Annotated in this window: 19 protein-coding genes; 15 read left to right on the top strand and 4 right to left on the bottom strand. The window is 36.8% G+C overall.

The window, feature by feature from the left end; translation table 11 throughout:
- The first annotated feature begins 66 nt into the window (after nucleotides 1-66).
- Entirely contained in the window at nucleotides 67-744 is a 678-nt protein-coding gene (gene tenA / locus BLR62_RS03815) for a thiaminase II (RefSeq protein WP_090793392.1), read from the top strand.
- 37 nt (nucleotides 745-781) lie between these two features.
- Here the strand turns inward: tenA and BLR62_RS03820 are convergent, their stop codons facing one another.
- Nucleotides 782-1,324 (bottom strand): site-specific integrase, encoded by a 543-nt coding sequence (locus BLR62_RS03820; protein ID WP_090793791.1) that lies wholly within the window; start codon nucleotides 1,322-1,324, stop codon nucleotides 782-784.
- 566 nt (nucleotides 1,325-1,890) lie between these two features.
- Between BLR62_RS03820 and BLR62_RS03825 the strand changes: the two genes are divergently transcribed.
- The 5 genes from BLR62_RS03825 (at nucleotide 1,891) to BLR62_RS12645 (ending at nucleotide 4,694) form a co-directional block, all read left to right on the top strand.
- The gene (locus tag BLR62_RS03825) at nucleotides 1,891-2,700 is read left to right on the top strand and encodes a YitT family protein (protein ID WP_090793394.1); all 810 of its coding nucleotides are present in this window, start codon (nucleotides 1,891-1,893) and stop codon (nucleotides 2,698-2,700) included.
- 93 nt (nucleotides 2,701-2,793) lie between these two features.
- Nucleotides 2,794-3,039 (top strand): hypothetical protein, encoded by a 246-nt coding sequence (locus tag BLR62_RS03830; RefSeq protein WP_090793397.1) that lies wholly within the window; start codon nucleotides 2,794-2,796, stop codon nucleotides 3,037-3,039.
- 13 nt (nucleotides 3,040-3,052) lie between these two features.
- Nucleotides 3,053-3,601 carry a chromate transporter gene (locus tag BLR62_RS03835; protein WP_090793400.1) on the top strand — a complete coding sequence of 183 codons (549 nt, stop codon included), beginning with the start codon at nucleotides 3,053-3,055 and terminating at the stop codon, nucleotides 3,599-3,601.
- Nucleotides 3,598-4,164 carry a chromate transporter gene (locus tag BLR62_RS03840; protein WP_090793403.1) on the top strand — a complete coding sequence of 189 codons (567 nt, stop codon included), beginning with the start codon at nucleotides 3,598-3,600 and terminating at the stop codon, nucleotides 4,162-4,164. Before BLR62_RS03835 ends, BLR62_RS03840 begins: the two co-directional genes overlap by 4 nt.
- 17 nt (nucleotides 4,165-4,181) lie before the next feature.
- Nucleotides 4,182-4,694 (top strand): methylated-DNA--[protein]-cysteine S-methyltransferase, encoded by a 513-nt coding sequence (locus tag BLR62_RS12645; RefSeq protein WP_090793405.1) that lies wholly within the window; start codon nucleotides 4,182-4,184, stop codon nucleotides 4,692-4,694.
- Between the two features lie 87 nt (nucleotides 4,695-4,781).
- On the opposite strand, the gene BLR62_RS03850 is transcribed toward BLR62_RS12645, so the two are convergent.
- On the bottom strand, nucleotides 4,782-5,090 hold the full coding sequence (locus tag BLR62_RS03850) for a hypothetical protein (RefSeq protein WP_218119751.1): 309 nt from the start codon (nucleotides 5,088-5,090) through the stop codon (nucleotides 4,782-4,784).
- Nucleotides 5,091-5,207: 117 nt separating this feature from the next.
- Entirely contained in the window at nucleotides 5,208-6,389 is a 1,182-nt protein-coding gene (locus BLR62_RS03855) for an acetyl-CoA C-acetyltransferase (protein ID WP_090793410.1), read from the bottom strand.
- Nucleotides 6,390-6,630: 241 nt separating this feature from the next.
- Between BLR62_RS03855 and BLR62_RS03860 the strand changes: the two genes are divergently transcribed.
- Nucleotides 6,631-7,803 (top strand): hydroxymethylglutaryl-CoA synthase, encoded by a 1,173-nt coding sequence (locus BLR62_RS03860; RefSeq protein ID WP_090793413.1) that lies wholly within the window; start codon nucleotides 6,631-6,633, stop codon nucleotides 7,801-7,803.
- A 37-nt stretch (nucleotides 7,804-7,840) separates the two neighbouring features.
- Here BLR62_RS03860 and BLR62_RS03865 read toward each other — a convergent pair whose 3' ends face one another.
- Nucleotides 7,841-9,142, bottom strand: a complete 1,302-nt coding sequence (locus BLR62_RS03865; RefSeq protein ID WP_090793415.1) for a hydroxymethylglutaryl-CoA reductase, degradative — start codon at nucleotides 9,140-9,142, stop codon at nucleotides 7,841-7,843.
- A 211-nt stretch (nucleotides 9,143-9,353) separates the two neighbouring features.
- On the opposite strand from BLR62_RS03865, the gene BLR62_RS03870 reads away from it, so the two are divergent.
- The 8 genes from BLR62_RS03870 to BLR62_RS03905 are packed head-to-tail and all read left to right on the top strand — an operon-like array spanning nucleotide 9,354 to nucleotide 13,259.
- Nucleotides 9,354-9,860, top strand: a complete 507-nt coding sequence (locus tag BLR62_RS03870; RefSeq protein ID WP_090793418.1) for a Na+/H+ antiporter subunit E — start codon at nucleotides 9,354-9,356, stop codon at nucleotides 9,858-9,860.
- Nucleotides 9,857-10,123, top strand: coding sequence for an MrpF/PhaF family protein (locus BLR62_RS03875; protein WP_090793420.1), 267 nt, complete (start codon nucleotides 9,857-9,859; stop codon nucleotides 10,121-10,123). The genes BLR62_RS03870 and BLR62_RS03875 overlap by 4 nt, the downstream gene beginning before the upstream one ends.
- 12 nt (nucleotides 10,124-10,135) lie before the next feature.
- Entirely contained in the window at nucleotides 10,136-10,450 is a 315-nt protein-coding gene (gene mnhG / locus BLR62_RS03880; protein WP_090793422.1) for a monovalent cation/H(+) antiporter subunit G, read from the top strand.
- Nucleotides 10,437-10,676: a Na(+)/H(+) antiporter subunit B gene (locus BLR62_RS03885; RefSeq protein ID WP_090793424.1), complete on the top strand. Its 240-nt coding sequence runs from the start codon at nucleotides 10,437-10,439 to the stop codon at nucleotides 10,674-10,676. The genes mnhG and BLR62_RS03885 overlap by 14 nt, the downstream gene beginning before the upstream one ends.
- Nucleotides 10,673-10,987, top strand: coding sequence for a hydrogen gas-evolving membrane-bound hydrogenase subunit E (gene mbhE / locus BLR62_RS03890; protein ID WP_090793426.1), 315 nt, complete (start codon nucleotides 10,673-10,675; stop codon nucleotides 10,985-10,987). Before BLR62_RS03885 ends, mbhE begins: the two co-directional genes overlap by 4 nt.
- Nucleotides 10,980-11,402 (top strand): MnhB domain-containing protein, encoded by a 423-nt coding sequence (locus BLR62_RS03895; RefSeq protein ID WP_090793431.1) that lies wholly within the window; start codon nucleotides 10,980-10,982, stop codon nucleotides 11,400-11,402. Before mbhE ends, BLR62_RS03895 begins: the two co-directional genes overlap by 8 nt.
- The gene (locus BLR62_RS03900; RefSeq protein ID WP_090793434.1) at nucleotides 11,402-11,785 is read left to right on the top strand and encodes a cation:proton antiporter subunit C; all 384 of its coding nucleotides are present in this window, start codon (nucleotides 11,402-11,404) and stop codon (nucleotides 11,783-11,785) included. Before BLR62_RS03895 ends, BLR62_RS03900 begins: the two co-directional genes overlap by 1 nt.
- Entirely contained in the window at nucleotides 11,778-13,259 is a 1,482-nt protein-coding gene (locus BLR62_RS03905; protein WP_090793436.1) for a complex I subunit 5 family protein, read from the top strand. Before BLR62_RS03900 ends, BLR62_RS03905 begins: the two co-directional genes overlap by 8 nt.
- Nucleotides 13,260-13,301 lie beyond the last annotated feature (42 nt).

The raw sequence follows: 13,301 nt of genomic DNA on the forward strand, positions 1-13,301 counted from the left end.
TGTCTAATTTTCTATGCCACTTTCCATTTCAGGGAAGTGGCTTTGTCTTTTTAAGGGGAGATGTAGATGAAATTTTCAGAAGAACTTAGACAAGAAGCAGATCCGATTTGGCAGGCGAGTTTTAACCACCCGTTTGTCACAGGTATTGGGGATGGTTCATTACCAGTTGATCGATTTCGTTACTACGTTTTACAAGATTCCTACTACTTATCGAGCTTTGCGCGCGTGCAATCGTTAGGGGGTGCTATGGCTGATTCTCTAGAGGTGACGAACCGTATGGCGATTCATGCCCAAGGGACATATGAAGCGGAGATGGATCTTCATCGAACATTTACTGACATGCTAGACATTACAGATGAAGAGATCAAAAATTTTAAACCATCACCTACAGCTTATGCGTATAGCTCACATATGTATCGGGCTGCTCAATTCGGTCATCTCGGAGATGTCATTGCCGCTATTTTACCTTGTTATTGGGTTTATTATGAAATTGGTGAGCAATTAAAAACGAAACAACCGGATCACCCTGTTTATCAAAAATGGATTGAGGCATACGGTTCCGATTGGTTTAAGGAATTAGTGGATGAACAAATTAATCGTCTCGATGAATTAGCTGAAAGTGTATCCGATTCAGATCGTGAGCGCATGAAAGAGCACTTCTTAAAAAGTAGTCAATATGAATATATGTTTTGGGAAATGGCTTATCAAAAAGAACAGTGGCCACTTGATGAGCTCAATCAATAGCCTAAAAAGACTCGCATTTAATAAGTGCGAGTCTTTTTTATAAACTGAAATGTTCAAGACTTTTATCGACAATATCTTGGTTGATCCCGATATAACGCAATGTAATATCAGGGGACGTATGATTGAAGATATCTTGTAATAAGGCGACATTTTTGTGAATCGTATAATGCCAAAATCCAAATGTTTTACGCATACTGTGTGTACCAAAGGCTTTAATCCCGACTCGACTAGCCGCTTCATTTAAAATTTTATAAGCTTGTACTCGTTGAATCGGTAGTCCTGTTTTATGTGATGGAAATAAATAATCATCTGAATCTAAATCCCTCACATACTCTTCAATTTGATGCCTTAATTCAAGGTTTAATAAGAAACGTTTTGTTTTATGCGTCTTTTTTTCTTTCATGACAATATGTGTTTGACCGAATACGTCCTTCACACGTAAAGGTAATAAATCACTAATTCTTAGTCCTGTATTAATGCCCATAATAAATAAAAAATAATTACGTTCTGATTTTTGTCTTAATTCTTGCTTCATCGCTTCAATTTGCAATCGATCTCGGATGGGTTCAACAGTTTGCATTCCACTACTTAATAATGCGTGATAGTCAGATCGAATCGTTTCTTGACGTTTCGGTTTTTTTATTTTCGAATCATTTAACGCATTTAACTTACGATCTAATTCATATTCACCAAACTTATCGAGTAAGTATTGATATTCTCCATTTGTTAAGGTGACATAATCTCTATAATATTGCTTGTTCAAAATGTATTCCTCCAAAACTTAAAAATTTGAAAACAAGTGAATGAGTGGTCATAAAAAAATGATTTATTTCGTTTAAATGCAATCTGACAACACAGTAAAAATCAAACAAAATGATTCCGTTAATTTTCTTTATGTAAAAAACCATAATAAGGATGAACGGTTATAATTTTTATGTTTCATTCCAAATTTAAACAAACAATAAAAATAAATCAAAACCATGACAGATCAAGCTTTCATAGTTTTTCATAATGAAACATAATAGATATTATGTTTCATTATAGCAGAATTTAAATTTTTTGAAAATAACGTGAATAGCAAATAGTATTGACCCCGATCCTTTATTTTGCTAAAGTCATAAAGCGAGCGGAAAGGGGAACGGTTACATGAAAAGAATTTTAGCTATTCTAGTCGGCTCATTATTGATCGCATTTTCTTTTAACTATTTTCTTATTCCATCTGGGATATTAAGTGCAGGTGTAAGTGGGTTAGCGATCCTTCTTAGCTTTGTTACGCCTTTTGATACCGGTCTTTTAAATTTCGTTTTAAATATTCCTATTCTGATCTTAGGTTATATAAAACTAGGGAAAGACATTACAGTAAATACAATGATCGTTGTTGTAGCGTTATCGATCCTTCTATCTGTCATACCATCAGAACAACTTGCAGATGATTTATTGCTCTCTAGTATTTTTGGAGGGGTTATTGTTGGTACAGGGATTGGTCTTATTTTAAGATATGCAGGTACAAGTGGTGGATTTGATATCATCGCGATTCTGATCTCTCAAACAACGCAATTAAGTGTCGGCTTATGGTTAACAGCTATGAATGCGGTGATTGTGTTAATCTCAGGCATTATATTTGGTGCTGAGATCGCACTCTATACGATGATTTCGATTTATATTACAGGCCGGGCTATTGATACGATTCATACCAATCATATTAAATTAACGATGCAAATTGTAACGACTGAAGGTGAAGCGATTCGAAAAGAATTGATCGACACGGTCTATCGTGGTATGACGTTATCAAAAGGATACGGTGGCTATACAATGGAAGAAAAAGACCTTTTAATGATGGTCGTCACCCGTTATGAAACGATGCTCATTAAACAAATTATTAGAAAACATGATCCATCTGCATTTATAAATATTTATAAAACAGTTGATGTCGATGGTGAATTTGCCAACAATTAAGAAGGGGAGGAGACGAGGGGTGTCTCCAATCTCTTCTTATTTTATTTGACATTAAAAGGTGTTAAGATAGTAATAATGAAAAGGAGTGAAAATATGTCAGACGAAACAAAAGAATCATTACTAATCGAAACCGTTAAAACACAGCATGCTATACTCGAGTTATTAAATAGTAGCCTTTTAGAAACGATAAAACATCAAAAGAGTTTACCAAAAGATGAACAAAATCAAGATCTAGTTCATTTCAGTGAACAAATGCGCACTGTTGTTGCCAGAAAACCTAAATTAAAAAACAATTATCAAAAATTAAATGATCAATATGGTCTATCCTTTAACGATTAGTGGAGGGCATTTTATGAATAAGTATCTTCAATTATTTCTAACCTTCGCTAAAATTGGGAGTGTAACATTCGGTGGTGGTTATGCTATGCTCCCTATACTTGAGCGTGATGTCGTCGAACGGCATGGCTGGGTGACAAGAGAAGAATTACTAGACTATTATGCGATTGGTCAAACGACACCAGGTATTATAGCAGTAAATACTGCAACCTTCATTGGCTATAAACATCTTGGCGTGATCGGTGCCATTTCGGCAACTTTAGGTATTATATTACCGTCACTCATTATTATTAGCATTATTGCATCTTTACTCGTTAATATTACGGATTCAGAAATGCTCCAGCATGCTTTTGCAGGCATTCGCGTGAGTGTGTATGTTTTGATTATTCATGCCGTTATTAAGCTATCTAAAAGTAGCCTAAAGGATTGGTTTACCATTAGCCTTTTTGCGATCGTTCTATTGTTAACGTTACTCGTTAATATGACACCAGTTGTATTTGTTGTCGGAGCTGGTGTATGTGGCTACCTCTTATACGTTTTTAAAAAACGAGGTGAGTCGTCATGATTTATTTACAGCTCTTTTATGAATTTTTTAAAACAGGCCTATTTGCAGTCGGTGGCGGACTTGCTACATTACCGTTTCTTTATGATATTTCCGATCGGTTTGGCTGGTTTACAGAAAGTCAACTAGCAGATATGATCGCAATATCAGAATCAACGCCGGGTGCAATTGGGATTAATATGTCGACATACGCTGGTTTTCTAACGACGAATGTAACAGGAGCTGTCGTTGCAACATTAGGCTTGATCACACCATCTGTTGTTATTGTAATCTTAATTAGTCGTGTTCTCAGTCGTTTTCAAAATGACCAACGCGTTCAGGCTGTTTTTTATGGCTTAAGACCCGCATCAACGGCATTAATTGCTTCAGCCGGTCTTTCTGTTATGTCTATGGATCTATTGCAACTTGATCAAGAACAGCTAATCGAACGTGTTGACTGGATGTCTTTAGCCTTAGCTGTTGGTTTATTTATCCTTATGAAATATCGTTTAACGAAACACCTTCATCCCATTGTCTTCATACTTATAGCTGCCGGTATTGGCATACTATTCGGAATGGGTTCGTAAACAGAGGAGAGTGGCTTATGACTATGACCCTTTATAAAGATGAGATTAAAACGAAGGACATCGTTTGGACCCTTTATAAAACTGATAAAGGGGTTTGTCTGATTGAGAGTGACCGAGACTTGCCTTCATTTGGTGAAATGTTTTTAACAAAAGTCTTTGGTTCTTACCGACTTGTAAAAGATGAAGATCAATTTACTGAGGAAAGACAGCAAATGCATGCGTTTTTTGAAGGTAAGCGAACGGGTTTAGAGTTTCAAGTACAAACCTTTGGTACGACCTTTCAAAAACAAGTGTGGGAAGCGGTGGGGCGTGTTCCGTATGGCGACACTGCAACGTATACAGACATTGCAAATATGATAAATCGACCGACAGCTATAAGGGCGGTTAGTCGCGCGATTGGTCAAAATCCTTTACTTATTCATTGTCCGTGTCATCGAGTCATCGGAAAAGACGGGTCACTAACCGGTTATCGATCAGGTCTATCACTTAAACAGTCTTTATTAGAATTGGAGAATAAAAACATAAGATAATATACAAATTTTCGTTTAACATATAAAAGCAGCTCTTTCCCAAGAGGGAGGAGCTGCTTTTATTTATTACAGATAGTTTCATCTTATTCACTCGATATTAGAAATAACAATCTCATCATTACTGTTATAACGATATTCAATTTGATAAATAATATCTTCGTTATTGTCATCATAAATTTCTAACACATTGGTAAAATAAAAATCATGATCTCTAAGGAATGTACTTAATTCAGAAAGTTCACTGCGACTTACCTCCTGATTATATTTGACTTCACTTTCATCAATAATTAACTGTTCAATCAAATCTCCAGATGTATTAGTTTTTGTAGTTTCTAATATAAGTAAAGTCGCCAGTATTATAATGGTTAGTGTTAGAACTGTTATAACAGTGATCATTCTAAATTTTCCTGACACTTTAATTTCACATCCTTATAGGATGAATAAGAGAAAAGTAATGACCAATTGTCACTCCTTCTCTCTTATTTTATTATTTAGTCAAAATAAATAATTTTTCTAGATACGCTCAACTAACATTGAAATACCAATGCCACCGCCCACACAAAGTGAAGCGATCCCTCGTTTGTCATCACGTTTTTCTAATTCATGTAATAGCGTTACAAGAATTCGAGCACCAGATGCACCGATTGGATGGCCTAAAGCAATGGCACCACCATTTACGTTAACCTTATCAGGATCTAGACCTAAATCACGCACAACAGGAATACTTTGTGCAGCAAATGCTTCATTTAATTCAACTAAATCAACGTCGTCTAAGCTGACTTTTGATTTTTCAACTAATTTTTTAGTTGAATAATAAGGTGTGTAGCCCATATAATCTGGATCCATTCCCGCTTCAGCATACTCACTAATCTTTGCTAAGATTGGAATGTTTTTCTCTTCTGCTAATGATTTTTTCATTAAGACTAAAGCAGCTGCTCCATCATTAATACCTGACGCATTACCAGCTGTTACAGTTCCATCTTTTTTAAACGGGGTTTTTAGTTTTTCTAAATCTGGTAACGTTACATTGTGTCGAACATATTCATCACGCTCAAATGTAATGCGCTCACCCTCATCATTCGTTGTTTGAACAGGAACGGTTTCATCATCAAAACGTCCAGCATTAACCGCTTTAGATGCTTTCTGTTGAGAGGCTAAAGCGAAATCATCTTGTTCGGCACGACTAATGTTATGCTTAGCTGCCACATTTTCTGCGGTAATCCCCATATGTTTTTGGCTAAACGCGTCGGTTAAACCGTCATTGATCATCGTATCTACAAGTGTATCTTCTTGTAAGGTTTTTTCCCAACGATAATTATTTAAAAGGTGCGGAGCATTACTCATACTTTCAGTACCGCCGACAACGACAACATCTGCTTCATTCAATTGGATTTGTTGCCTTCCTAAAATAACAGATTTTAACCCAGAACCACACACTTCATTAATCGTCATAGCTGGCACTTCATATGGAATACCTGAATCAATCGCGATCTGACGGGCAACGTTTTGACCATTTCCCGCTTGTAGGACATTACCGAAAACCATACCATTCACATCATCTGTTTGGATATTGGCTCTTTTAATTGCCTCTTTAACTGTGTATGTACCAAGTTCACGAGCCGTTACATTTTTTAATGAACCACCGAATTTACCAATCGGAGTTCTTACAGAGCTCACAATAACAACTTCCTCCATATATGACACACTCCTTATCTCATAAAAAGATTGATTTTCTTCTTTAGTGTAACAGATTTTTAATTGAAGGTATATTGCTATACGGTTTAAAAAATCGTCAGTAATAATAGTTTAAATTTTTAATTCATGTTAAAGTAATAGAGTAGCTCTATTTATTCGAAGCGGATCAATAGATTGTTTACCTTAAATGCACTACAATGTAGACATTAAGACGTCATTTTTTTAAAAGGATGTGAATGGATTGAAAATAGGTATTGATAAAATCGGCTTTTATGCGCCGGATATGTACGTTGACACTGAAGATTTAGCTCATGCAAGAGGGGTAGAACCTGGTAAATTCACGGTAGGGATTGGCCAAGAAAAGATGGCTGTCGCACCGAAAACACAGGATGCCGTTACACTCGCAGCAAACGCAGCAAACAACATACTTACAAAAGAAGATATTGAATCGATCGACTATATCATATTTGCGACTGAAACAGGTATTGATCACTCGAAAGCGGCGGCTATTTATGTTCAACGTTTATTAGGGTTGAATGATTATGCACGTTCCATTGAAGTCAAACAAGCATGCTATAGCGCAACAGCAGGTGTTCAAATGGCAAGAGGGCACATTGCCTTAAACCCTGACAGTAAAGTGTTGATCCTTGCTTCTGATATTTCTCGTTATGGGTTAAAAACTGGTGGTGAGATCACACAAGGAGCTGGTGCTGTTGCCATGGTTATAAGTGCCGATCCTCATGTGTTAGCGATAGAAGAGACAAGCGTTTATAAAACAGAAGATGCGATGGACTTCTGGCGCCCTCTATATTCTGATTATGCTTACGTGCAAGGGAAATTCTCGGTTGATCAATATATAAACTTTTTCCAAGACTTATTAGACCGATATAAAGAAAAAACAAATAGAACATTTAAAGATTTCTCATCGATTTTATTCCATTTACCGTACACAAAGATGGGGTTAAAGGCATTGAAATCGACTTTAGAACATGCAGATGAAGAAGATCGTGAACGACTACTTACGAATTTCGATGTGAGCAAACGATATAATGCGATTGTGGGTAATATTTATACAGGCTCATTATATTTAAGTTTGTTGTCGTTACTAGAACGTAACACAACGATTAATGAAGGTGAACGTGTAGGACTATTCAGTTACGGTTCAGGATCTGTTGGTGAATTCTTAACTGGTATCGTTCAACCGAATTATAAAGATCATTTATTCACCGACCAACATGATGCTATGTTAAATAAACGTCAAAAAATCTCTGTCGAACAATATGAAGAGATGTATGAAGATAAAATACCAGCAGGTGAGGGCAACGTTGAGTTAGATGCCTCAAACGATCCAGCTCCAATTCGCTTCACGGGTATTAAAGAACATATGAGACAATACGAAAATGTATCAATATAAGTCATAAAAAGCAAGCGATAAATGCCGTATTAGGCGTTTATCGCTTGCTTTCGTTTCTAACCTTTTTTAAGATCGCTTTTGCTGTTTCTAAATTCATATGTTGTTCTTGTTTTAATGCAGTACCGACCGTTTGTACTTCCTCATCTTTAGCCCCTGCGTTAATGGCAAGTGATTTCGCTTGGAGACTCATGTGTCCTTTTTGAATGCCATCTGTTACAAGGGCACGTATCGCAGCGAAGTTTTGTGCTAAAGCAACAGATGCGATGATACCAGCCAATTCAAGGGCGTTTGGATCTCCTAGCAATTGACGTGATAAGACGGCACCTGGATGAATCGAAATCGATCCGCCGACAGTTCCAACAGGAAGCGGTATATTGATTTCACCAACTAAGTTTCCTTCAGCATCTTTTGACCATTTCGTCAACGAACGATATTGCCCTGAGCGTGAAGCATAGGCGTGAATCCCACTTGAAATCGCACGTGTGTCATTCCCAGTCGCTAACACACAGGCATCAATTCCGTTCATAGCCCCTTTATTATTGGTAACAGCTCTGTATGGGTCGACTGTTGCAAATTGTGAAGCTTCAACGATTCGATCCCTAATCTCATCACCCGGGATGCCAGAACGACTTAATAAATCTGGTTTGATCTTACAACGCGCAGTAACGACTGATTCTGTCGCATAATTTGATAAAATGCCCATGAGTGCAGAACCACCGGTTAAATCTTCTAACATTTCTTTAACAGATTCAGCCATTGTGTTAATCATATTAGCGCCCATTGCTTCTTTTGTATCCACGTAAAGGTGAACAACAAAAAAGGCAGGCGTTCCATACTCAAGGTCTTCATCAATGATCCTTACATCTATTCGCTTGATGCCACCGCCTCGCTTAACGATCGATGGATGCGCAGCGTGTGCTTGTTTGATCAGTTCTTCTTGATGATTTAAGACGATCTCTTTTTTGGAGACAGGATCATTAACCTGTTTAAGGGCGATTTGTCCAATCATTAACCGTTCTTTTTGTTCAGTCTCAAATCCTCCGGCAGCTTTTATCGTTTTTGCTGCAAAGCTAGCAGCTGCTATGACTGAAGGTTCTTCTGTTGCCATAGGAACTGTATATTCTGTTCCGTTAATAAGAAAATTTAAACCTAAACCTAAAGGAAGTTGATATGTTCCGATTTGATTTTCGATCATATGATTGGCCGTATCACGTGGCAACATGAGTTGTTGATCGAATTCATCGATTGTATTAGCGTCAACTAAACCTGATTTAATTAAAGCGTGAATACGTTCATCTGGTGATTTTTTATAAAATTTGTTGAAAGGTGATGATGTCATGAAAAAACCTCCGTCGTATCTTGTATGTAATGTTTAATAGTAAAGAACGTCTAAAACATTGTATCACATTTTAATTGTGTTCATAAAAGTGTCAAACGATTTTTCATTCAGTTTGCAAATTTAATTGAAAAAGGATATGTTTTGCGATAAAGTACATAGTAGAGCCTTTTGACTGGGTTCGATTACAACAGAAGTGTGGGGTGCACAATGAATGAAAAAGTCAAACATATTAGGTAAAGGTTATATTTTAATGTTCGCTCTACTACTCTTATTCTGGGTGATTATCGATGCCCGTTTATCTGTAGAGACCGTATTAGTAGGAAGCGTTGCATCATTGGCCATTCTCTATTTGAATCGAGATTTACTCTTTTCTAAAGAAGAGGGAGGACCACTTACTGGGCGATTTTTCTTAAATTTCTTCTCACTAATTGGCACATTAGTTGTTGAAATTATTAAATCTAACATTCAAGTGGCAAAAATTGTGCTGAGTCCCAAAATGCCAATTGATCCAGGATTTATAAAAATACCTGTAAAACCAAAGAAAAATGTCAATAAAGTTTTATATGGGAATGTGATTACATTAACACCTGGAACGTTAACCGTTGACATTATTGGGGATCAATACATCATTCATGCCTTAACGAAAGATACAATTAAGGATCTTGAAGATAGTGTACTAGAAGAAAAGATCTTGAGATTAGAGGTGGATGAAAAATGACGATAGCAAGTTTTGTTGCTATGACTATATTTCTTGCTGTCCTAGCATTCGTCTGTATTTACAGAGCTTACATTGGACCAACAGCAGCAGACCGAGTTGTCTCGATCAACGTCATCACAACAAAAGTAACTGTTTTGATTGCGCTAATTGCTGTCATTACTGATCAATACATGTTTATTGATGTTGCATTGATATATGCCATGATGGGCTTTATTGCGACATTGGCTGTATCAAAATATATCGAAAAAGGGAAACTATATTAGGAGGTATTTACCATGATAACGGATAGTATTGTCATCATCCTTATTATATTGAGTGGCTTTTTCTTTTTGGTAGGTACCTTAGGATTAATTCGACTTCCTGATGTATTTAGTAGAATGCATGCCACAACAAAAAGCGATACGTTAGGGGCTGGACTTGCCATTGTTGCTCTTATGGTACACAGAGGTTTAGACCCTGTAAGTGTGAAATTATTCATTATATTAATCTTTGTTTTACTGACGAACCCGACAGGTGCACATATTATCGCAAAATCAGCTTATTACAAAGATCAAACGAGAGAAGAGGAGGCTAATGATGCAAATTCTTAATGTCTTTTTGGTTATATTTCTAATTGTTGCAGCGATTATGGTTGAACGGACAAAAGATTTGCTCAGCGCTGTTATTATTTTTACGTCTTACAGTTTAATGATGGCACTGTTATGGCTTCTCTTACGTGCTCCAGATGTCGCGATGACTGAAGCTGCTATTGGAGCAGGTATTACGACAAACTTATTTGTCGTCGTGATCAGTCGGACAAGGAGGACTGAAAAATGAGGAAAATCTTTACATTTATTATGTTAGGTGGCTTACTAGTCGTCCTTTTAAGCAGTATTTCTGAATTACCTCCGATGGGGAATGGTGACAATCCATCATTTAATGAAATATCAGAATACTATATTGATGAAGGGGTAGAGGATACCCATGCGCCTAACTTAATTACAGCAATCATTACCGATTATCGTGCGTTTGATACACTAGGTGAGGCAACAGTGTTGTTCACTGGAATTGCGGCTGTTGTTTCACTTATTGGCATCACACATCACAGTAAAAATAAAGAAGATGAGGAGGATGATCTACATGGATGATTTGTTTGTTCGTATAACGACTAGAATGATATTGCCATTTATACAAATCTATGGTCTTTATGTCATTATTCATGGTCATCTTTCTCCGGGTGGCGCTTTTTCTGGTGGTTCTATATTTGCAGCGAGTATCGTTTTATATACATTGGCTTATGGGTTAAAACCAGGTCAAAAAAGACTGCCTCACCACATTTCATCTAAAATTGAAACAGGTGGGATTCTATTCTTTATTTTGATCGGTTTGATCGGTGTTGCACTTGGTTATACATTCTTAACGAATCAAGAAGCGGGATTTCCAATGGGTGAAATTGGACGCGTCTTAAGTGCGGGTCTCATTCCAGTGGTCACATTTGCACTTGGTTTGAAAGTTATGAGTACGGTCGTCACCTTATTCCATACGATGATGGAGGAAGAATGATGAATTTAAATATCGATTTAATTGTTAATAATATTAATTATATAGGGGCTATGATCTTATTTGTAATCGGCCTGTATACAGTTTTGACACACCCGAATTTAATTAAGAAAGTTATCGGTTTAAATATTATGGAAACCGCGATCTTTTTATTCTTTGTATCAATTGGATATGTACAAGGTGCTGTTGCGCCGATTGTTAATCCTGAGACGGGTGAGCAAATGTTTGTTAACCCATTACCTTCAGCTATGATTTTAACAGGCATTGTAGTTGCCATTAGTATTACGGCTTTTGCACTTAGTTTAATTGTTAAAATTCATGCAGCTTACGGTACAATTGAATTAGATGAAATTATGAAAATAAGGAGTGTGGAATTAGATGATTAGTTACCATTTTCCGGTTTTCATCCTCATGCTCCTTTTAGGATTTGCTGTAGTCATTCCACTACACAGAAAGCCATTTGGTAAATCCTTTGTTGTGAAGATGTTTTCCGTTCTCGGTCTAGCATTTATATTGGCGTTTGCCGAATTGTTAGTCGTTATTTATGGTGAGGCATATAGTTATACATTTGGCTCTTACCAAGGCGGAATTGGAATTGAATTTTTAGTTGATGAATTCTCAGCGCTTATGACGCTTGTTGTAATCACATTATCTATTTTAATTTTGGCTTATTCTGTTAAGGATTTAGAACATGAAATTGCTTCAAGTAAAATGTATAGTTACTATACGTTAGTCTTTTTAATGCTTTTTTCAATTATCGGTATGATTTTTACGAATGACATCTTTAACTTATATGTATTTGTTGAAGCCTTATCGATTACATCAGTAGCCATTATTGCCATCAAAAATAAAAAAGATACATTAATGGCGAGTATGAAATACTTATTAATGGGCGCGATCGGTTCTGTAACAGTTTTAATGGGCTTTGCGCTGATTTACATGGTTACAGGTCACTTAAACATGTCTCTCATTTTCGCAGAAATAAATGAAGTGTGGGAGCAATACCCGATCAATATTTTATTAGCAATGGGCTTTATTTTAACTGGGTTTGGTATTAAAGCTGCCATTTTCCCACTTCATAACTGGTTACCCGATGCACACTCTAGTGCACCGACACCGTCCAGTGCACTATTATCTGGACTTGTTGTGAAGGCATATGTCTTTTCGATTGCTAAAATGATGTACCGAGTCATTGGTCAAGAAATTACAATTAATATCGGGATCTCTGACTATATTTTAGTCTTTGCTGTACTCAGTATGGTGATGGGGTCATTGTTTGCTTTATCCCAAACAGATATTAAACGACGACTAGCGTACTCGAGTGTTGCTCAAATCGGTTATATCTTTTTAGGTTTAGGACTAGGAACTGAACTCGGTTTATCAGCGGCGCTTTTCCACGTTATTTCACACGCATTTATGAAATCAGCGCTGTTTTTAAGTGCAGGTTCCATTATCTATTATACGGGGAATCGTAATGTGAGAAAGATGGATGGTATCGGTTATAAGATGCCAATCACAATGGCCGTATTTACAATTGGCGTTCTTGGTATGATTGGTATTCCAGGTACAAGTGGATTCATGAGCAAATGGTATTTAGGTTTAGCTGTTTTAGACGGCGGACATCCAGAGTTATTGATTGTCATTCTATTAAGCAGTTTCTTAAATGCATTATATTATTTACCTGTTGTCGTGAGTGCCTTTCTACGAGAAACACCACTTGAAATGCACCGTAGTAGTTTGCCACAGTCTATGAAAATCTCGATGGCTGTTGTTGGTTTAGGTAGTGTCGTAATTGGTTTTTATCCAAGCATGATTATGAATATTATTGAAGCAGCTGTTTCGACATTCATTGGTATATAGTCATCGGTTATGCAACTGTATTGACCGACATGTAATTAAAAG

Origin of the sequence: Pelagirhabdus alkalitolerans (assembly GCF_900096905.1) — a bacterium.
GTDB lineage: Bacteria > Bacillota > Bacilli > Bacillales > Amphibacillaceae > Pelagirhabdus > Pelagirhabdus alkalitolerans.